This window comes from Noviherbaspirillum saxi, assembly GCF_003591035.1.
Lineage (GTDB): Bacteria > Pseudomonadota > Gammaproteobacteria > Burkholderiales > Burkholderiaceae_D > Noviherbaspirillum > Noviherbaspirillum saxi.
Genome location: NZ_QYUO01000001.1, coordinates 948003 through 967108, shown reverse-complemented (window position 1 = coordinate 967108; position 19106 = coordinate 948003). Strand labels below are relative to the sequence as shown.

General features: G+C 55.5%; 21 protein-coding genes. 6 read left to right on the top strand and 15 right to left on the bottom strand.

Features of this window, described 5'->3' with window-relative positions; translation table 11 throughout:
* Position 1: 1 nt before the first annotated feature.
* The 4 genes from pyk to D3871_RS04670 all read right to left on the bottom strand — a co-directional run bounded on the left by pyk (position 2) and on the right by D3871_RS04670 (position 3847).
* On the bottom strand, positions 2-1435 hold the full coding sequence (pyk, locus tag D3871_RS04685) for a pyruvate kinase (protein WP_119767840.1): 1434 nt from the start codon (positions 1433-1435) through the stop codon (positions 2-4).
* Positions 1436-1506: 71 nt separating this feature from the next.
* Entirely contained in the window at positions 1507-2697 is a 1191-nt protein-coding gene (locus tag D3871_RS04680; protein WP_119767839.1) for a phosphoglycerate kinase, read from the bottom strand.
* Positions 2698-2774: 77 nt separating this feature from the next.
* A complete protein-coding gene (locus tag D3871_RS04675; RefSeq protein ID WP_119767838.1) occupies positions 2775-3098 on the bottom strand; it encodes an AzlD domain-containing protein in 324 nt (107 codons plus the stop codon).
* Positions 3095-3847 carry an AzlC family ABC transporter permease gene (locus tag D3871_RS04670; RefSeq protein ID WP_119767837.1) on the bottom strand — a complete coding sequence of 251 codons (753 nt, stop codon included), beginning with the start codon at positions 3845-3847 and terminating at the stop codon, positions 3095-3097. Before D3871_RS04670 ends, D3871_RS04675 begins: the two co-directional genes overlap by 4 nt.
* 211 nt (positions 3848-4058) lie before the next feature.
* On the opposite strand from D3871_RS04670, the gene D3871_RS04665 reads away from it, so the two are divergent.
* The 5 genes from D3871_RS04665 (at position 4059) to D3871_RS04645 (ending at position 7448) form a co-directional block, all read left to right on the top strand.
* Positions 4059-4979, top strand: coding sequence for a branched-chain amino acid transaminase (locus D3871_RS04665; protein ID WP_119767836.1), 921 nt, complete (start codon positions 4059-4061; stop codon positions 4977-4979).
* Positions 4980-5000: 21 nt separating this feature from the next.
* The gene (locus tag D3871_RS04660; protein ID WP_119767835.1) at positions 5001-5207 is read left to right on the top strand and encodes a zinc-finger domain-containing protein; all 207 of its coding nucleotides are present in this window, start codon (positions 5001-5003) and stop codon (positions 5205-5207) included.
* Between the two features lie 186 nt (positions 5208-5393).
* Complete coding sequence (locus D3871_RS04655; protein ID WP_119767834.1) at positions 5394-5825, top strand: YybH family protein; 432 nt, start codon at positions 5394-5396, stop codon at positions 5823-5825.
* Positions 5826-5833: 8 nt separating this feature from the next.
* Positions 5834-6787: a YheT family hydrolase gene (locus D3871_RS04650; protein WP_119767833.1), complete on the top strand. Its 954-nt coding sequence runs from the start codon at positions 5834-5836 to the stop codon at positions 6785-6787.
* Between the two features lie 49 nt (positions 6788-6836).
* Positions 6837-7448, top strand: coding sequence for a DUF2946 family protein (locus tag D3871_RS04645; RefSeq protein WP_119767832.1), 612 nt, complete (start codon positions 6837-6839; stop codon positions 7446-7448).
* A gap of 6 nt (positions 7449-7454) precedes the next feature.
* Here the strand turns inward: D3871_RS04645 and D3871_RS04640 are convergent, their stop codons facing one another.
* Positions 7455-8951, bottom strand: coding sequence for a M48 family metalloprotease (locus D3871_RS04640; RefSeq protein WP_119767831.1), 1497 nt, complete (start codon positions 8949-8951; stop codon positions 7455-7457).
* A 95-nt stretch (positions 8952-9046) separates the two neighbouring features.
* Here D3871_RS04640 and moaC point away from each other — a divergent pair, with 95 nt between their 5' ends.
* Complete coding sequence (moaC, locus tag D3871_RS04635) at positions 9047-9556, top strand: cyclic pyranopterin monophosphate synthase MoaC (protein ID WP_119767830.1); 510 nt, start codon at positions 9047-9049, stop codon at positions 9554-9556.
* 33 nt (positions 9557-9589) lie between these two features.
* On the opposite strand, the gene tfpZ is transcribed toward moaC, so the two are convergent.
* The 10 genes from tfpZ to recX all read right to left on the bottom strand — a co-directional run bounded on the left by tfpZ (position 9590) and on the right by recX (position 18943).
* Complete coding sequence (tfpZ, locus tag D3871_RS04630; protein WP_147376747.1) at positions 9590-10330, bottom strand: TfpX/TfpZ family type IV pilin accessory protein; 741 nt, start codon at positions 10328-10330, stop codon at positions 9590-9592.
* Positions 10331-10426: 96 nt separating this feature from the next.
* Entirely contained in the window at positions 10427-12259 is a 1833-nt protein-coding gene (locus D3871_RS04625; RefSeq protein ID WP_158597869.1) for a sulfatase-like hydrolase/transferase, read from the bottom strand.
* A gap of 34 nt (positions 12260-12293) precedes the next feature.
* Entirely contained in the window at positions 12294-12914 is a 621-nt protein-coding gene (locus D3871_RS04620; RefSeq protein WP_158597868.1) for a class I SAM-dependent methyltransferase, read from the bottom strand.
* A gap of 303 nt (positions 12915-13217) precedes the next feature.
* Positions 13218-13655 (bottom strand): pilin, encoded by a 438-nt coding sequence (locus D3871_RS31275; protein WP_274381700.1) that lies wholly within the window; start codon positions 13653-13655, stop codon positions 13218-13220.
* 218 nt (positions 13656-13873) lie between these two features.
* Positions 13874-14482 (bottom strand): FHA domain-containing protein, encoded by a 609-nt coding sequence (locus tag D3871_RS04610; protein WP_158597867.1) that lies wholly within the window; start codon positions 14480-14482, stop codon positions 13874-13876.
* Positions 14483-14501: 19 nt separating this feature from the next.
* Positions 14502-15332: a Stp1/IreP family PP2C-type Ser/Thr phosphatase gene (locus D3871_RS04605; protein WP_119769890.1), complete on the bottom strand. Its 831-nt coding sequence runs from the start codon at positions 15330-15332 to the stop codon at positions 14502-14504.
* Between the two features lie 184 nt (positions 15333-15516).
* Entirely contained in the window at positions 15517-16398 is an 882-nt protein-coding gene (gene sucD, locus D3871_RS04600; RefSeq protein ID WP_119767825.1) for a succinate--CoA ligase subunit alpha, read from the bottom strand.
* 14 nt (positions 16399-16412) lie between these two features.
* A complete protein-coding gene (gene sucC, locus D3871_RS04595; protein WP_119767824.1) occupies positions 16413-17579 on the bottom strand; it encodes an ADP-forming succinate--CoA ligase subunit beta in 1167 nt (388 codons plus the stop codon).
* A 44-nt stretch (positions 17580-17623) separates the two neighbouring features.
* Entirely contained in the window at positions 17624-18205 is a 582-nt protein-coding gene (locus D3871_RS04590; protein WP_119767823.1) for a DUF2889 domain-containing protein, read from the bottom strand.
* Between the two features lie 276 nt (positions 18206-18481).
* Entirely contained in the window at positions 18482-18943 is a 462-nt protein-coding gene (gene recX / locus D3871_RS04585) for a recombination regulator RecX (protein WP_119767822.1), read from the bottom strand.
* Positions 18944-19106 lie beyond the last annotated feature (163 nt).

The window sequence follows — 19106 nt, the reverse complement described above, 5'->3', positions numbered from 1 at the left end:
CTTAGTATTCACCGATCTTCATGATCTTCAAGGCGTTCGTGCCGCCGACCTGACCCATCGGTTCTCCCCAGGTAACAACAATCATGTCACCTTTCTGAACCACGCCTTTGGCGAGGAGCAAATCCTGCGCAGCTTTCAATACCGCTTCGCGGTCGGTCGAATGCGCAAGTTCAAAGGTGGTCACGTTGCGGTACAGGGCAGCCTTGCGCTGAGTACCGAGAATCGGCGTGATCGCATAGATCGGGATGTCGATGTTGTGGCGGCTCATCCACAGCGCAGTCGAACCGGATTCGGTGAGCGCAGCGATGGCTTTCACCCGAAGGTGATAGGCGGTGAACAGCGCGCCGTAGGCGATCGACTGATCGATACGGGTAAATGTTGCATTCAGGAAGTCCGCATCCAGTTTGACGACATCGGACTTTTCCGCTTCCTGGCAGACCGCAGCCATGATCTCGACGGTTTCGACCGGATACTTGCCGGACGCGGTTTCCGCGGAAGTCATCACGGCATCGGTGCCGTCCAGCACAGCGTTGGCGACGTCGGAGACTTCAGCACGGGTCGGCACCGCATTGACGATCATCGACTCCATCATCTGCGTGGCGGTGATGGCGAGCTTGTTAGATGCACGCGCCATCTTGATCATGCGCTTTTGCAGTGCCGGTACCGCCGCATTGCCAACCTCGACCGCGAGATCGCCGCGCGCAACCATGATCCCGTCGGAGGCATCGAGGATTTCCTGCAGCGCGGGAATGGCCTCCGCACGCTCGATCTTTGCGATCATCTGCGGCTTGTGGCGACTGCTTTCGCCGGCGATATTGGCAAGCTGCCTTGCCATGATCATGTCGGTCGCATTTTTCGGAAACGACACCGCGATATAGTCGGCATGGAAGCTCATCGCTGTCTTGATGTCTTCCATGTCCTTCGCGGTCAACGCGGGAGCGGACAAACCGCCGCCGAGCCGGTTGATGCCCTTGTTGTTGGAGAGCTCGCCGCCGATCTTAACGGTGGTATGGATCGCGCTGCCGATAATCCTGTCGACGATTAGCACGATCAGGCCGTCGTTGAGCAGCAGCACATCCGCCGGCTTCAGGTCGCGCGGCAATTCCTTGTAGTCGAGACCGACATGCGCCTGGTTGCCCAGCTCGCAGTCGGCATCGAGAATGAACTTGCTGCCGTTTTCGAGAAAGATCTTGCCGTTCTCGAACTTGCCGATGCGGATCTTCGGGCCCTGAAGGTCAGCCATGATCGCAATCTCGCGACCACACTCGGTCGCCACCTTGCGCACCAGACCGGCCCGGTCGATATGGTCCTGGGCCTTGCCATGCGAAAAGTTCAGCCGGACGACGTTGACGCCGGCCTTGATCATTCTGGTCAGCGTATCGGGATCGCTGGAAGCAGGTCCGACGGTGGCGACGATTTTGGTAGCTCTGATCATTATGAAACTTTCAATGGACGAGGAGACCGGACTGCGACGCGCCATACTGACGCGCGCCGCGACAAGCGCAATTACTTCGCCCGTTGCAAAAGGATATCGACAGCAGGCAAGGTCTTCCCTTCCAGGAATTCCAGGAAAGCGCCGCCGCCGGTCGAGATATAGCCGACCTTGTCTGCGATGTTGTATTTCGCAATCGCAGCCAGCGTATCGCCGCCGCCTGCGATCGAAAAGCCCTTCGATTCCGCAATGGCCATCGCCAGCGTCTTGGTGCCTTCGCCGAACTGGTCGAATTCGAACACGCCGACCGGTCCGTTCCAGACGATGGTGCCGGCCGTAGCGAGTTGCTGCGCGAGCTGCGCCGCAGTCTTCGGGCCGATATCGAGGATCATGTCATCGTCCGCCACGTCCTTGACATCCTTGACCGTAGCGACTGCAGTCGGCGAGAACTCTTTCGCGCAGACGACATCGACCGGAATCGGCACCGAGGCGCCGCGCGCGGACAGCATATCGATAATGGCTTTCGCATCGCCGACGAGATCGGCTTCGGCCAGCGACTTGCCGATCTTGAGGCCGGCCGCGAGCATGAAGGTGTTGGCGATACCGCCGCCAACGATCAGGTTGTCGACCTTGTCTGCCAGCGATTTGAGAATGGTCAGTTTGGTCGAGACCTTGGAGCCTGCAACGATCGCCACCAGAGGACGCGCCGGCTGGCCGAGTGCCTTGCCGAGCGCATCGAGTTCGGCGGCCAGCAGGGGGCCGGCGCAGGCGATCGGTGCAAATTTGGCAATGCCATGCGTGGTGGCTTCGGCGCGGTGCGCGGTACCGAATGCATCGTTCACGTAGACGTCACACAGCTTGGCCATTTTCTGCGCCAATTCGTCGCTGTTCTTCTTTTCGCCTTTGTTGACGCGGCAGTTCTCCAGCAGCACGACCTGTCCCGGCGCGACGTCGACGCCATCGACCCAGTTCTGCTTCAACTCAACCGGCTTGCCAAGCAATTCCGACAGGCGCCCGGCGATCGGCGCAAGCGAGTCTTCCGGTTTGAATTCTCCTTCGGTCGGGCGGCCGAGGTGCGAAGTCACCATCACGGCAGCCCCGGCCTGCAACGCCTGCTGGATCGCCGGCACCGAAGCCCGGATGCGTGTGTCTTCGGTGATATTGCCGGCGGCGTCCTGGGGAACGTTAAGGTCGGCGCGGATAAAAACGCGTTTTCCCTGGAGTTGGTTGCTTGCGGTAAGGTCGCTCAAACGGTTGAATTGCATGGCAGGCAGACAATTATTGAAAGAATGGAAAAGCGCGTATTTTACTCCACCGCACTGCCCGAAGAACCGTTTTCAGCTTATAAGATGATTCTAAGCAAACTGTACACGGCCATGCCGACAATGATGGTGCCGAGCATGTGGCGCTTGACCAGGAAGAAGGCTGTCGCCGCCAGGCCGGCCATCAGCTTCGGGTTCATCCAGTTCAGTTGCAACGCACCGTTCATCAACACCATGTCGGGCACGATAATCGCAGCCAGCGCGGCAGCCGGGGCGTAGCGCAGCGCATGCTGCACTTTGGCTGGAATCTTGACGGCATGACCGAACAGGAAAAACGAGCCCCTTGTTAGCAGTGTGGCAAGCAACAGCAGTCCGATCGAAGCCCAGACATCCAGATCGCTCATTCGTCTTCCCCCTTTTTCCGGTCGAGGACGGTATCGACCGCCATTGCCGCCATCATGCCGACGATGACCGCCACCAACAGGCCGAGCTTGTACGGCAGCCCGGCGGCGGCAACCGCCACCGCGCCGGCCACTACCACGCCAGCCAGTGCCGCCATGTTAATCGTCAGCGGAATCGTGATGGCCAGCAGCGCCAGCGTCCCGGCGAAACCGATGCCCCAGCTCTGCGGGATCTGGCTTGCCAGCAAAATACCCGCCACGGAACCTGACTGCCATGCACACCAGTTTGGATAGCCAATGCCAGTGAAGTAACCGACCTTTCCTTCCTTGTGCGGCACCGTTTCAGCCGGAAACCGCTGCGGAAACAATCCCATCGTGACGTCGGCGTTGAAATAGCCATGCCACAAGCGCTTGTACCAAGGCAGATGCGCAAAATGCGGCGCAATGGCGGCAGCAAAGATCACGAAACGCAGATTGACCACCAGCGCGGTGAGAAACACGACGCTCAGCGGTACATTGGCTGCCATCAGCGGCAGCGATGCCAGCTGTGCGGAACCGGCAAATACCAGGAAAGTCATCCCCAAGGACTGGAGAATCGACAGATCGCTTTTGACCATCGCCATCCCGGCGACCATACCCCAGGCGAAGATTCCCGGAATCGTGGGTGCGCACGCCTTGAAGCCATCGCGGAAAGCGCGCTTTTCGACGCCGGCGGACATGAGCTCCGTCGTGCTTGCTTGTGTATTGCTCATATGGTTTAGCCTGCAGGCAGAACCGCGCTTGTGACGCTGTCATGTCTGATTGACAACCGGTGGCTGTTGCGAATGCGATGAATCGTCATCCTCGACCGGTCATGAAGTGAATGAATACTGAAACCTTGGGGCCTCATTCTACAGATGAATTTTCACCCCTGTTGGGATGGGCTAAAATCGAAGTTTTGTGACAATTTTTGGAGACCTCACTATGTCCATGTCCGACCGCGATGGAAAAATCTGGAAAGACGGCGAACTCATCGACTGGCGCGACGCGACGGTGCATGTGCTCACTCATACACTGCACTATGGGATGGGCGTATTCGAAGGCGTGCGCGCCTACAAGACCGACAAGGGCACGGCGATTTTCCGCCTCAAGGAACATACGCAGCGCCTGTTCAATTCCGCCAAGATCTTCCAGTTGAATATTCCCTTCGACATGGAAACCATCGTGCAGGCGCAGCTTCAGGTGGTACGCGAAAACAAGCTCGAATCCTGCTACCTGCGTCCGCTGGTCTGGATCGGTTCCGAAAAGCTCGGCATTTCCGCCAAGGGCAACACCATCCACGTCGCCGTCGCCGCATGGCCGTGGGGCGCGTATCTCGGCGAAGACGGTCTGGCCAAGGGCATTCGCGTCAAGACGTCGTCCTTCACCCGCCATCACGTCAATGTCTCGCTGGTGCGCGCAAAGGCCTGCGGTTATTACATCAATTCGATTCTGGCCAATCAGGAAGCGCTGACCGACGGCTACGATGAAGCGCTGCTGCTCGATACCGAAGGCTATGTGTCGGAGGGTTCGGGTGAAAATGTTTTCATCGTCAAGAACGGCAAGATCTACACTCCTGACCTCGCCTCCTGCCTCGACGGTATTACGCGCGACGCGGTGCTGACCATGGCGCGCGACCTGGGTATCGAAGTCATCGAGAAGCGCATCACGCGCGATGAAATGTATTGCTGCGACGAAGCCTTCTTCACTGGCACCGCCGCAGAAATCACGCCGATCCGCGAACTCGATAACCGTCAGATCGGCGAAGGCAAGCGCGGCCCGATCACCGAAAAGCTGCAATCACTGTTCTTCGATGTCGTCGCAGGCAAGGCGCCGCAATACCAGCACTGGCTGACCCTGGTTTAACTACTCTCAAGCACACATTCCATGACCCAAGCACAGCAGCAACAGAACATGAGTTACGTCGAACTCGACGGCAAGGATCTTCCCGCACACTGCCCTAACCCGGCCATGCCGATCTGGTCTTCGCATCCGCGCGTCTTTATCTCACTGGATCACCACGGCGAAGGCAAGTGTTCGTATTGCGGCACCGTCTATCGCCTCAAGCCGGGTGCGGTAGTGAAAGGACATTAAGCGCCATCGCGGTTGATATTGAAAGTCGCTTGTCGTGACACCTTCCTTTTCACGGAACAGCGTCACGACATACCTCGCGATGCGAACCTTCGACCACAGGCCGTTGCTCTATACTCTTCTTTCCGGCGTAAGCTTTTCCTGCTTTACTTTCGGACACATTCCGTCCGGAAAGGACATCGACCCACCATGCCTACATTCAACAAAATACTCGAAACCCCTGAAGAAACCGAAGCGGCATTCTATGAAGCGATCAGCCGTGCCGATGTGGATGCCGTGATGGCGCTTTGGGCGGATGAAGAAGACATCGTCTGCATCCATCCCGGCGCGCCGCGTCTGGTTGGCCATGCATCGATCCGCACGGCTTGGGAATCGATTTTTGAACAAGGCGGCGTACACATACGGCCGGTACAACTGCATGTCACGCAAAACATGCTGACCTCCGTGCACAACATCATCGAGGAAGTCCATCGCACGGTGTCCCGCCAGCGCGACATACACATCCTTGCGACCAATGTCTATGTCAAGACGCATATGGGCTGGCGGATCGTGACGCACCACGCGTCGGTAGTGCCGGGCGAAGCGCCGCCCGATATTTCGGTGAGTGCATTGCTGCATTGAGTTTATCGATGAACTATCCTGCTCCTTCCTGGCTGCCCGGCGGACATCTGCAAACGATCTACCCGGCCAAATGCATTCCCAAGCCGAATGTGAATTTCCGGCGCGAACGCTGGCCGACACCGGACGGAGATTTCATCGATGTCGATTTTGTCGACGGCAAGCGCGGGCAACCCTTTGTCGTTTTATTCCATGGCCTGGAAGGTTCTTCCGACAGCCACTATGCACGCTCGCTGATGGCGCAAGCGGCCGCACTCGGCTGGTCGGGCGCAGTGCCGCATTTTCGCGGCTGCTCGGGCGAACTCAACCATGCACCGCGCTTCTATCATTCCGGCGATGCCGGCGAAGTCGACTGGATCATCCGGCGCTTGCATGCGCTGCGCAAGACACAGGATCCCGCCGCAAAATTTTATGCCAGCGGCGTGTCGCTCGGCGGTAATGCGCTACTGCGCTGGCTAGGCGAATCGCAGCAGCAGGCAAATATCATCGACGCCGCGTGCGCGGTCTCCGCACCGCTCGATCTGGCCGGTGGCGGTGCTGCACTGTCACGCGGTTTCAACATGATTTACACACGCGTCTTCCTGCAAACGCTCAAGCCGAAATGCATGCAAAAGCTGAAGCAGTTTCCGGGCTTGTTCGATCAGGAAACCATGCTGCGTGCGCGCAACCTCTACGAGTTCGACAATATCGTGACGGCACCCCTGCATGGCTATCGCGATACCGACGACTACTGGCATCGCGCCAGCGCAAAGCATGTACTGAGCGACATCACGGTGCCGACGCTGGTATTGAACGCGAAGAACGACCCCTTTCTGCCCGCGCATCATTTGCCGCGATCGGCATCGTCGAGCGTAACGCTCGACTATCCTGCAGAGGGCGGGCATGTCGGTTTTGCGATCGGCGGATTGCCGGGCCGCCTCGATTGGCTGCCAAGGCGCATAACGGATTTTCTGCAAGCCGCGTGAGCAGGTCCACATTCGCAGACCTGCAAGCATCGCATAAGAAAGAAGACACATGGACGAGATCGTCAAGCAGGCAATGACCAAATGGCCGAACGTACCGCACTGCTACGGCTGGCTGGGGCTCGATGCGCGCGGCGTCTGGCGCATGCGCGATGAGCGCGCGCAGACACTGCGCCTGCCGGGCGACAAGATAGCGAATGCCGCGCTGCTGGGATTCATCAACCGCAACTACACTTCGGATGAACAGGGGCGATGGTATTTCCAGAACGGGCCGCAAAGGGTGTATGTGAACCTGGAAGCGACGCCCTATATTGCGCGCACCGATCCATCCCATGGCTTTGTGCTGCATACGGGCGATCCGCTGGCGGCGGTCGATGAGGCATGGCTCACCGATGGCGGGCAACTGGTATTCCGGAGTGGACAGAAAATCGTGCTGGTCGACGACCGAGATATGGCGCAATGCCTGCCCTTCTTGCGATCAGGCGGGAACGTCATCAGCGACGAAGAATTGCTTGCCTGGCTTGAAGACAAGGGCAAGTCAGGCAAGCTCGATTTCGACGATGGTAGGCGGCGCACTTCAGTCGGATATCTCCGGCGCGATGCGCTCGCGGAACGTTTTAATTTTGTCAGCGCGCCGCAACCCGACGGCAAGCCCGCAGCATAGAGCGTCTTAACGTTCGCGCGCTTCCTTCATTTCTTCCATCCAGCGCGCCTTGAGCTCGCGTTCGCGCGCATCGATCACTGCCTGATCATAGAACGACGCATCAGGCGCCCGGCGCGCGATACCTAGCTGGTCGATTGCGGCCGGCATTGCGCCATTGATTGCATATGCCTCTGCCAACGCCAGATGCTGCAGAGCCTGCTTTCCTTGCGCCGCATAGGCACGCGCGAGCTGGTCCTGCAGCTTGGCATCTGTGCGGTATAGCTGAATCTGGTCGCGCAGGTAATTCGCCGCCTCGTCGTTGCGACCGGCGCGTATCAGTGCATCCGTATATTGCCTTGCGATGCCGCGCGAAAGCGGAAACTTTGCCTTGGCGCTTTCTGCTTCCTTCAATGCCGCGTCCACGTCATTGACTGCAAGCTTGATCTCGATCGCCAGGCTGGACAGTACCGGACTTTGCACCGGAGCAGAAGGTCCTTGGGCCGCTGCGTATACCTCCTGCAGCAAGGCTTGCGCTTTGCCGGCATTGCCCTGTCGCAGCGCAATCACGGCCTGACCATACTTGGCTGACACGACTTGCATACGTGTCTTGAGCTGCAACTGATTGTCGAAGTCCGTGGAAGCGGTACGCAATCCATGCGAGGACGGATCCTGCAAGATGCGAAGACGGGCGCGAATCAAATGAAAGTCGAGGCTGTCGGCGCGTTGCCGGTAACGCTGATTACGGGTGCGCGCCTCGATGTCTGCCATGCGTTCGGTCGTCAACGGGTGCGAGCGCAGATAAGCCGGCGCCGAATCGGTGTACGACCGCGTCGCATTCTGCATACGCCCGAAGAAGGCGATCATGCCCGACGTATCGTAGCCTGCATCCCGCAAAATCTGCAGCCCGACCCGGTCGGCCTCACGCTCGGCATCGCGGCTGAAATTGAGTTGCCGCTGGATGGCAACGCCCTGCCCACCCATCAGCAAGGCCGCCGAAGTATCGGGGCTGGAGCGCGCAGCCAAGGCAGCCAGGACGGCCGCAGCCAAAGGAATCAGTGCATCCTGCTTTTGCTTGCCCAGCATGCGTGCGATATGCCGCTGGGAGACGTGACCGATTTCATGCGCCATTACCGAGGCCAGTTCGGACTCGTTCTGGGCGGCAAGTACGAGGGCCGAATGTACGCCGATGAATCCGCCTGGCAAGGCGAAGGCATTGAGCATGGAATCGCGTACTGCGAAAAAGTAAAAATCGTAGAGCGCCTCGCCGCGCGCTTCCGGCTGCACCGCCAACAGATTGGTGCCGAAATTGTTCAGATATTCCAGCGTCGGATCGTCATCGAGGAAATCGCGGTCACGGCGGATTTCCCGCATGATCTGCTCGCCGAGCTTGCGTTCCATTAACGGGGACAGGGCTTCGCGCTCGGTGTCGCCGAGGCTGGGAAGGTTTTGGGCAGTTGCCACGGAGGGATGCCAGGCAGGGAAGACAAGCGCGGCTGCCAGCGTCAGCGCCGTCATCGCCCGCATTGCGGGAACCCCGTTTCGGAAAAAGAATTTGGATTTCACGATGCTATGATACCCGTACACGCAACCTCTTCAATACGGACTCAGGTTTGTTACTTATGGACACAAAAGAACACAAAGACAATGACGCTGATAATGGCGGTCTTACGCATTTCGACGCGACCGGGCAAGCGCATATGGTCAATGTTGGCGCGAAGGCAGAAACGCACCGCATGGCAGTGGCGACCGGGACCATACGGATGAAGCCGGAGACACTGGCAATTATCCAGTCAGGCTCGGCGAAGAAGGGAGACGTGCTGGGAATCGCCAGGATTGCGGCGATCATGGGCGCAAAGAAGACGAGTGATCTAATTCCGCTATGTCATCCGCTGGCGTTAACGAAAGTGACTGTCGATTTCTCCAGCGATCCCGAAGCATCGTCCATACGCTGTGAAGCTGTCGTCGAAACCTACGGGAAAACCGGTGTCGAAATGGAAGCGCTGACCGCTGTTCAGATTGGCCTGCTCACGATTTATGACATGTGCAAAGCAGTTGACCGTGGCATGGTGATGACCGATGTGTGTGTTCAGGAAAAGCGAGGCGGAAAATCTGGCGACTGGCATGCCTGAACCGACTGCACGGACGGGAGTTGAGTCTGAAAATTAAAGTATCTCGATGACCTCGCCACTGGCTTCATCCACCGCAACATACAACATGAATTTCCGGGTCACAAGTCGGACGAAAACTACGTTCTTCCCGGCCACGCGTTTTTTCTCCTCATATGCATGCAAGCGGGAAACATCGTCCTCCGAGACGCCAGTCATCTTCTTCATGAGTTGCTTGGCAGGTAGTGCGACAGCCTTGACGCTCGCTGCCGCCTGTCCATAGGGCACATAATATTGCGGCAAGAGCTGAATGCCCATGCCGAGCAATCCGCCAAACTTGATTCTTTCCCGCATTTTCGGGTCATCAGGCAGTACTGTGCCGACGATCTTCGGCCCTAAGGCGGGAAACGACTGAAACACCGGATCTTTTACTTTTTTCCGGTCCTCTGGATCGATGTCGCTCGCCGTCACCAAGTAAAAGCGATCCTCGTCAAAAGGGATATATACGGGCCGCGCCGAATAAATGGACCATATACCATAGAGCAGAAAAGCTATCTGCAATACCACCACGACTGTCAGGTCCGATTTGAGCGATGGCTTACCCGGAGAGAAAATAATCAATGTAATCAGCGGACCGAGCGTAACATCGACGAGAATCAGAATCATCATCAAATTGGTGCCGCTGGCCGCCTCAAACATTCTTCCCGGGTACCAGACCAGCCAAACCAATAAAAAAACGAGTGCAACAACACATGCACTGCCAAGCATATGAACGAATGAGGCAGTAAACCGGTTCATGGATGCGCGCATCTTTGTATCTTCAATTGAATCGTCAACGATTACGTTTTCTAAAAACGCCTACATTTTAGGCAATACTTGCACTGAATAAAATCCTCACTCCCGCCTTAGGTGAGAAGCATCCTGAATACCCGGCATTAATTGCATTTGTTGCAAGCGCCAATCCTGTTTTAGGCCCGATGCAACTTGGCTGATTACATTGTCTTTCTCCATTGGATCGCGCGTGAGATTATATGCATGCTCATGACCGCTCTTCGCATCGAACCAGTATTTCCATAAATTCTCCGGGTCACGGTAATCAATCACCCCCGCAGCTTGCCCTTCCTGAAAATATGAATAGCTTTTGCGTTGTGTGTCTTGCATCGAACTGCCCGCCCACGTACTTGGAATAGAAAAACCAAACTCAGCGAGAATTGTAGGCGCAATGTCTACTTGTGCGGCAGCGGTCCTAAACTCGCCTCTGAGGCCGGATTGATAGCCGTATGGAATAAAGATCAAGGGGATACGCAAGGCTTCTTCGCGCACGCTATTCGCATGGGCATAGAGACCATGTTCTCCTAAAGCTTCGCCATGATCGGCAGTAATGACAACGAGGGCATCCTTCAAATAGCCCTTGCTCTGAAGTGCAGCCAGCAGATCATGGATGACTGCATCAGCCTGTACAACACCGTTGTCATAGAAATTGATATGTTTGTCGTTGTTCTTGGCAATGCGGTTTGCATGAAACATATAGTTTTCCGAGGGAGCATATTGTGCAAATCGACCATGACGTTTTCCCATAACATGGGTGGACATCAGATGGAACTGCATCATGACGGGCTTACCGTCCCAAGATGGAAGGCGTCCGGTGTGGTCGAGAACAAGTTGGTCATCATTTACGTAGTAGCCTGTCGCCATCGAACCATCGAAATAACTATCAACTTCTCCGTACAACTCTTTGAGCCCGTAGAAGCTGGTGTGATCACCACCCAATATCATTTGGACTTGGTAACCTTGCCGTCGCAACACCTGCTGCAGTGTAAAAGGCTTATTTGAAAATTGATATACAAACTTTGAACTGGCCAGACTGAGAAGGCCACACGCCGACTCCCCACACGATGACCGAACATTCTTTACTATGCGAGCCTGTCCTGATTGAATCATGTGTGCGAGATTCGGTGTTGTATTCCGCCGATAACCATAGATTCCCATATGATCTGGTCGAAGGGCATCGACAACGATCAGGATCAAATTCCTTTTCCCGAGCCCTTCTTTCTTCGCCATATAGGATGATCTGGCTGCGTCTTCCAGGCGATCCAGCTTTTGCGCCATGATTTTGTCAATCGCATGGCCTTGCAGATCTCTCGCCGCAAACATCGGGAAGAAGGTGAGGCTCAGCGGCTCGGATTTCTGTACTGGAGGGGATTGCATGAACCGGTACACGGCAATGGAGCAGACCGCAAATCCGGCGGTGACAATAAACAGGTGGAGCCAACCGGGAATTACGGGCAGCACGCGCGACACCCACTCGAACCTCTGGATGTAGGCATGCGTTGCATATGTGAGAGCGACATAGACCACAGCAAAGAGCGCAAACATGACATACACAGGGACACCAAGAGAGTCCATCAGTCCCGGCAACTGCATCGTATAACTTGTTATCAAGTCCCATGAAATCACGCGTGCCCATGACCCAAGGCCAATCAATACCAGTCCGTAGTACAGCAGCATCGACAACAGTACGGCGGAAATCACGCATGACGTAACTATATGTGCCACGCGCCGATCAGGAATCAACCGATACAACACAAGCCTCGACAGGACAAGGCTCAACAGGCCAATAAGCAACAGATAAAGATGCGGGCCAATTGCCTCACTGGAAACAGCGTGGTAATGAACGTAAAAGAAGAGAAAAATCGATGGGATGCAATACCAAACCGCTACATCCATTCCGGCTAGTCTGATCAGTTGCGTTGTTCGCATATTAAACATTGCGAATAACAACGAGTTTGGAAAGACCCAGGAAGTTGACATTCTTTACTGACAGTACTTCCCAGTCATGCTTGAGAATCTGTTCATCGAAACCGAAGTCTGAACGAAATCCGATTTTGTCGGCAATCGACCGTACGGCTCGCTCCAGAAACCACCAAAAATGGCTGCCGCTAAAATGGTTAAGGATAAAAATTAGTCCTCCTTTGCGACAGACGCGCCTTATTTCAGCGATCAGCTTGTCGGGGTTGGGTGTGACAGATAAGACGTAAGGCACGGTCACGCAATCAAAGTGCGCATCGTAGAAATTCATTGTCTCTGCATCCATTTTGATGAGATGAATTTCACGTGTAGTGCCGCTTTTTATTCTTTTACCTGCGACCTCAAGCATTTCACTTGAAACGTCGACACCAACAATTGATGAATCAGCCGGATAGCGAGAGAGCATCAATCCTGTTCCAACCCCTACTTCCAATATTGAAGCAGGACTTGATTTACACACTACATCCGCTAAAGCACGACGACCGGGCTCTAGAACCGCCCCGAAGAGACGGTCATAAAATGGAGCATAACGTCGGTAGGTTTTGACAACATCTTCAAGTGCAATTTGCTTCATGTTTTTATTATTCCAATGCTGACCGCTCATCGTTCGGATGAGCACAGTTTTACAAAGCAAGTGTTTCACCAACCCGTGCGCCTACCGTATATTCGCCGCGGCTTTCTCGACTCCCAGTTTCATCACCCTGCTTCCCAGACTCCGTACTTTCAAAGGGAAACAAAAACACCTCGATTCAAAGTTGAATCGAGGTGTCGGATACATCCAAGACTGAGTAAATTATCCGCCTTGTCGAACAAACCGGGATCAACTTTCGGTCACCGGTTATACAGAGCAGTTTCCTATTACAGAAGCATCAGGAAATTAGTTAGCCTTGCACCAGCCCTTAGCAACGCAGCCGCCGGCGTTGGTCCACGTGATGATCGAAGAAGCGGAATTGAAGGCCGGGCGCAATTCAGTCGTAATGCTATCTGCCGCTGCAGTAGCAGCCCCGGAAATCACGCCGTCCGCAACCGAAAGCGTAGCGGTATTGGTCGTCGCCGCTGCAAGAGCAGCCGGGATGCCACTGCTGCCACTATCACAATTGGTAAAGCTTCCGCTATCTTCGGAAGCGCACGTCGTAACAAGGCTCTTCAGCCCTTCAGCCAACCCTTGGACTTCACTGAAGCGCGCCTTCTTCGTGTAATCCTGATACGCCGGCAACGCAACCGCAGCCAAAATACCGATAATCGCAACAACGATCATCAGTTCGATAAGAGTAAAGCCGCGCTGTGCTGTTTGGACCATTTTCATTGATTTCATAATGTTTCTCCCTTTGAAAGAAGACAGCTTGTCTGTCTTGCTTCCCTTACAGCAAGTGACGTGCCAGTGAGAAACTCTTGTTTCAGCGATGCAAATGAATAAAATTTGTCACAGTCGGAGGTGATTTCTAAGTCTTCCTGACAATTTTTGTCATTTCAAGAACCAGGAACCAAATTTTGTCGAGCATAACGACATTGTGTGCAAAAGTTGTTACAGATCTAAAGAAGAAGAAAGTGTAATTCACTATTTGCAACTTTGATCATATCGCCATGCCTGAGCGTTTCCGGCATGTCGCCGAGCGGACGTCCATTAAGCAAAGGCTGAATACTGCCCTCAATGCGAGCCACCGCATAGCTTCCTGCATCATTTGCAATTAAGGCAACGCAGGAGCCGGGTAAGCCGATTGTCGTCAGCGGTTTGGACAAAGCGATTTCTCGGTCCGCACCAAGTTCGGTTCTTAATTTTATGATTCCAGCGCCCCGGGTATTGCTACTGCCTACTGTGATATCGAGGTCAAGGGATCCGGGAAAATGCGACAAATTGCTGGACAGATAAATAAGGGTATAACGCGCCAGCGTGACAACGTCCTTGTCCTGCAAAAAATGCGTCCTGACAGGCTGTCCATTGATCTCCGTGCCATTGGTACTGTTCAGGTCTTCCAAATACGATCCATCATGCGCCGTCGTGATGGCAGCATGTTCGGCACTGATGGCCGGATCGTCGATCACCAAGTCATTCTGGGGCGCTCGGCCTATCGTAATACGGGCTTTTACTAGCGGAAGCTCGCGCAAAACTGCATTACCCGAGGACAGAATTATTTTTGCCACAATATTCTCCAACCTGTGGTTACGAAATTGTGGTGGTGAAACGAGATGCCCAGTTCGCCAGGCGAGTAAACAAACCGCCGCGTGTGACCTGAAGCAAATGCACGCCGACAAGCATGACGGAAATATTGTCATTCCCGCCATTACCGTTTGCAGCTTGTACCAGCGTGTCGCATGCTATCTCAAGCGGCATATCGCTTTGCGACATGATTTCCCTGATTTTTTCGTCCAACAGCATGTCGGACAAGCCATCGGAACACAGCAGATACACATCTCCCTCTTCAACCTGATGCTCATGGATTTCGACCTCCATATTCGCATCGACACCGACCGCCCGCGTTACCAGATTTCTGTTCTGTGCATAGGGAGCCCATGAGGGATCAACCAGGCCAGCGTCGATCTGTTCTTGCAGCAAGGAATGGTCACGTGTGATCTGCGTAAGTTGATTCGCTCGCAAACGGTAAGCGCGCGAGTCGCCGACATGGGCAAGCGTCAGCTTGTCTTCGCGGAATATCGCGACCACAATGGTGGTCCCCATGCCCTCGTAGCGTTCGTCGGCGTGTGCGGCTTCGAGTATTGCGGTATTGGCGCGCTGTATGGACTCAACGACCAGATGATGCAGCCGCGTGTCGCGTCGCTGGGAAGTAAGCTCGGGCAGACCTGCTTTGAGATATTGCGTCGTCACGTCGACTGCCATCGCGCTCGCAACCTCGCCGGCGTTGTAGCCGCCCATACCATCGGCAAGAATGGCAATGCCGTCCTCAGGACTGGAAAAGATCGCGTCTTCGTTGTGCGATCTCACCATTCCTGTATCTGTCTTTGCGGCGATTTGGAGTTCGAGCCTGTGTGCCATGTGCGGATTATACGTGCATGACGCGACGATTTTTGAATGCACCAAGGGAGATCGTACGCTGCAGTGCGCAAGCGCTGGCTTTCCTGAAATCCAGAAGTCGTCATATGGGAAAAAGAGCAAATAAAAACGGGGAGTCGAAGCTCCCCGTTTTTATTTCTTCCGGCGAGCGCCGGAGAAAGTCGTATTACAGCGCTGCCTTCAACAACTTCGCCATTTCAGACGGGTTCTTGGTGACCGTGATACCGCAGGCTTCCATGATGTCCAGCTTGGCTTGTGCCGTGTCGTCGCCGCCCGAAATCAGCGCGCCGGCGTGGCCCATGCGCTTGCCCGGTGGCGCGGTGACGCCAGCGATGAAGCCGATGACGGGCTTCTTCATGTTGTCCTTGATCCAGCGTGCTGCATTGGCTTCATCAGGACCGCCGATTTCACCGATCATGATGACGGCGTCGGTGTCCGGATCGTCGTTGAACATGCGCATCACGTCGATGTGCTTCAAGCCGTTGATCGGGTCGCCGCCGATGCCGACTGCGGACGACTGGCCGAGGCCCAGTGCGGTCAGCTGGCCGACTGCTTCATAAGTCAGCGTGCCGGAGCGGGAAACTACGCCGATGCGGCCCTTCTTGTGGATGTGGCCGGGCATGATGCCGATCTTGATTTCGTCCGGCGTGATCAGGCCCGGGCAGTTCGGTCCGAGCAGCAGGGTCTTGCTGCCGGCTTTCGCCATGCGGTCTTTCAGTGCGAGCATGTCACGAACAGGGATGCCTTCGGTAATGCAGATCGCGAGGTCGAGCTCGGCTTCGACCGCTTCCCAGATCGCGTCGGCAGCGCCTGCGGGCGGAACGTAGATCACGGATACGGTTGCACCGGTCTTGTCTTTTGCTTCTTTCACATTCGCGAAGATGGGGATGCCTTCGAAGTCTTCGCCCGCTTTTTTCGGATTGACGCCAGCGACGAATGCATTCTTGCCATTCGCGTAGTCGCGGCACATGCGTGTGTGGAACTGGCCGGTCTTGCCGGTGATGCCTTGCGTAATGACTTTGGTGTCTTTATTGATCAGAATCGACATTTATCTTCCCTCGATTATTTTCCGTTGGCCGCAGCAACGACCTTCTGCGCGGCTTCTTCCATGGTGTCGGCCGAGATGATCGGCAGGCCGGATTCGGCCAGCATCTTCTTGCCGAGGTCTTCGTTGGTACCCTTCATGCGCACGACGAGCGGCACCTTGAGGGAAACGGCCTTGGATGCGGTGATCACGCCTTCGGCGATCACGTCGCAGCGCATGATGCCGCCGAAGATGTTGACCAGGATGGCCTTGAGGCCGGGGTTCTTCAGCATGATCTTGAAGGCTTCAGTGACCTTCTCTGCTGTCGCGCCGCCGCCGACGTCGAGGAAGTTGGCCGGCTCGCCGCCGAACAGCTTGATGGTGTCCATGGTGGCCATGGCCAGACCGGCGCCATTCACCAGGCAGCCGATGTTGCCGTCGAGGGAAATGTAGGCCAGATCGAACTTGGAAGCTTCGACTTCCGCCGGATCTTCTTCGTCCAGATCGCGCATCGCGACGATGTCGGGACGACGGAACAGTGCATTGGAGTCGAAATTGAACTTGGCGTCGAGTGCGATGACCTTGCCGTCGCCGGTCAGGATCAGCGGGTTGATTTCGGCCAGCGAGGAATCGGTTTCCCAGTAGGCTTGGTACAGGCCTTGCAGTTGCTTGCGTGCATCGGCGATGGAGCCGGCCGGTACGCCGATTTTGGCGGAGATGGAATCCGCATCGGCATCGGTCAGGCCGGTAGCCGGATCGATCACGACCTTGTGGATGAGTTCAGGATGCTTTTCCGCGACTTCTTCGATATCCATGCCGCCTTCGCTGGAGGCCATCAAGACCACGCGCTGGCTGACACGGTCGGTCACCATGCTGACGTACAGTTCTTTCTTGATGTCGGCGCCTTCTTCGATCAGCAGGCGACGTACCTTCTGACCATCCGGGCCGGTCTGGTGCGTGACGAGCTGCATGCCCATGATCGCGTCAGCGTATTCCTTGACCTGGTCGAGCGACTTGGCCACCTTGACGCCGCCGCCCTTGCCGCGGCCACCCGCGTGGATCTGCGCCTTGACGACCCAGACCGGGCCTCCAAGAGTTTCGGCCGCCTTGACCGCTTCTTCTACGGAAAAGCACGGGATACCGCGCGGAACCGTCACTCCGTACTTACGGAGGATTTCTTTGCCCTGATACTCATGGATTTTCATGCGAGCTTCCCTTCAGACGCTTAGTAAAAATAACCTTGTTGAAATTAACTTGATTCGGATACTGCCTGTGGTTTTACCGCCCAGCGCGGGTAATACTTCGCGACCGCTTCGCCATCCGTGCGCAAGGCATGGCAGCGGTCTAATTGAAATGGCTTATGAGTCTGGTCGTCCGTGGAAGCGCCGTCGCGGGTGTCGATGACATCGCCGGCAAAAGCCTGAATGGCAGCGGTCGGCAACACTTGCGCCAGCTCCGTGAGATGCGTGCAACCGCTGGTGCCGGACAGCCGCCGTTTGACGCCGTCGCGAAACCCTTTCATCAGGTTCAGGCCAATCAGCTTTTTATAGTCGGGGCCTATGGCGTCGCAATGGCCTGGATACGGTACTGCGTCAGAGACAGCTTCGGCTTCGACCACATTCAGTTGCAAGTCGATGGTGATGCGCAGGTAGAGACTATGGATCGGGTCACCTGCCTGGCGGATGCCTGAGGCAAGCTTGCTGTCTCGTGTCTTGATATCGGAGATATGCGCGTCGAGATCCCACAAGCCATCGTCGCGAGCGAACGCTTCGATCTGGATTGCGCGCGTGTGCTTTAACGCACGGCGGGAAGACGGCGGAGATAAGGGCATAACGACCAATGCCTGTGAAGCGGCTATAAAAATTGCCGCATTTGCGTGTCGCTGTCGCAGTTTCTACGACAGCAGCCGCTCATGCGGCGCTGCAAAAACCACGAAAGTGTAGCACAGGAATTGCGCGAATCGCCATCCTGGTATTTTCAGACGGGAAGAATGCTGGCGAGGGGAAGCTTTTGCACAAATGACAGAACTTCTTGATTATGTCATTCACGCAACGAATATCCAGACCTTGGGTAAAAGGTATATCTTGCACTTACAGGCTTGGAAGGGTTATAGCGTGTCTGCATCTTCTTCAGCGGCACGCATGGCCGCCTGAATCGCAGCATTGGAAAAACCACGTTGCTGCAGAAAGCGCATTTGCTTTGCACGCTCGACCGCATCGGCTGGCGCTTGTTTGAAACGCTTGCTCCACACTTCGCGCGCACGGGAAGCCTCATCTTGCGAAAGGCTGGCTTTGATATCTCCAAGCGCATCGCCGGCAATGCCATGCATTTGGAGCTCGGACAAGATACGGGAATTCCCGAAGCGCGCTACGCGACGATGAATCAGCGATTCGGAAAAACGTGTTTGGGATAGAAATTTGGATGTTTCAAGCCAATCGAGCAAAGCTTCGATGTCGTCGCCATCCTGCGCATAGCGCGCCAGCTTGCGGCCTAGTTCCAGTCGGCTGTGTTCACGTGCGGATAAATACTTCAGAGCCCGCGCCTTCAGGCTCATTTGCAATTTTGCCATGATATATGCGCTAAAAATTCATCGGCTTCCGCAACCTCCGGAAGAAGTGGCCGTTTGGCCCTTGCGGCTCGCGACCCACAAGGATTGCCATTCGTGCCACAGGCTGCTCGATAATGGCATCTGAATGCAGCATAGCACTGCATTCAGGTGCCATTGCTTCGCA

Excerpts from the sequence above, each read along its gene's own strand:
- D3871_RS04650 (WP_119767833.1), top strand. The coding sequence starts at position 5,834 with ATGAACTATCCTGCTCCTTCCTGGCTGCCCGGCGGACATCTGCAAACG.
- D3871_RS04640 (WP_119767831.1), bottom strand. The coding sequence starts at position 8,951 with ATGCGGGCGATGACGGCGCTGACGCTGGCAGCCGCGCTTGTCTTCCCT.
- recX (WP_119767822.1), bottom strand. The coding sequence starts at position 18,943 with ATGGCAAAATTGCAAATGAGCCTGAAGGCGCGGGCTCTGAAGTATTTA.
- D3871_RS04645 (WP_119767832.1), top strand. The coding sequence starts at position 6,837 with ATGGACGAGATCGTCAAGCAGGCAATGACCAAATGGCCGAACGTACCG.
- pyk (WP_119767840.1), bottom strand. The coding sequence starts at position 1,435 with ATGATCAGAGCTACCAAAATCGTCGCCACCGTCGGACCTGCTTCCAGC.
- D3871_RS04675 (WP_119767838.1), bottom strand. The coding sequence starts at position 3,098 with ATGAGCGATCTGGATGTCTGGGCTTCGATCGGACTGCTGTTGCTTGCC.
- sucD (WP_119767825.1), bottom strand. The coding sequence starts at position 16,398 with ATGTCGATTCTGATCAATAAAGACACCAAAGTCATTACGCAAGGCATC.
- D3871_RS04590 (WP_119767823.1), bottom strand. The coding sequence starts at position 18,205 with ATGCCCTTATCTCCGCCGTCTTCCCGCCGTGCGTTAAAGCACACGCGC.
- D3871_RS04625 (WP_158597869.1), bottom strand. The coding sequence starts at position 12,259 with ATGGATGTAGCGGTTTGGTATTGCATCCCATCGATTTTTCTCTTCTTT.
- D3871_RS04660 (WP_119767835.1), top strand. The coding sequence starts at position 5,001 with ATGACCCAAGCACAGCAGCAACAGAACATGAGTTACGTCGAACTCGAC.
- D3871_RS04655 (WP_119767834.1), top strand. The coding sequence starts at position 5,394 with ATGCCTACATTCAACAAAATACTCGAAACCCCTGAAGAAACCGAAGCG.
- D3871_RS04620 (WP_158597868.1), bottom strand. The coding sequence starts at position 12,914 with ATGAAGCAAATTGCACTTGAAGATGTTGTCAAAACCTACCGACGTTAT.
- D3871_RS04605 (WP_119769890.1), bottom strand. The coding sequence starts at position 15,332 with ATGGCACACAGGCTCGAACTCCAAATCGCCGCAAAGACAGATACAGGA.
- D3871_RS04670 (WP_119767837.1), bottom strand. The coding sequence starts at position 3,847 with ATGAGCAATACACAAGCAAGCACGACGGAGCTCATGTCCGCCGGCGTC.
- sucC (WP_119767824.1), bottom strand. The coding sequence starts at position 17,579 with ATGAAAATCCATGAGTATCAGGGCAAAGAAATCCTCCGTAAGTACGGA.
- moaC (WP_119767830.1), top strand. The coding sequence starts at position 9,047 with ATGGACACAAAAGAACACAAAGACAATGACGCTGATAATGGCGGTCTT.
- D3871_RS04665 (WP_119767836.1), top strand. The coding sequence starts at position 4,059 with ATGTCCATGTCCGACCGCGATGGAAAAATCTGGAAAGACGGCGAACTC.
- tfpZ (WP_147376747.1), bottom strand. The coding sequence starts at position 10,330 with ATGAACCGGTTTACTGCCTCATTCGTTCATATGCTTGGCAGTGCATGT.
- D3871_RS31275 (WP_274381700.1), bottom strand. The coding sequence starts at position 13,655 with ATGAAATCAATGAAAATGGTCCAAACAGCACAGCGCGGCTTTACTCTT.
- D3871_RS04680 (WP_119767839.1), bottom strand. The coding sequence starts at position 2,697 with ATGCAATTCAACCGTTTGAGCGACCTTACCGCAAGCAACCAACTCCAG.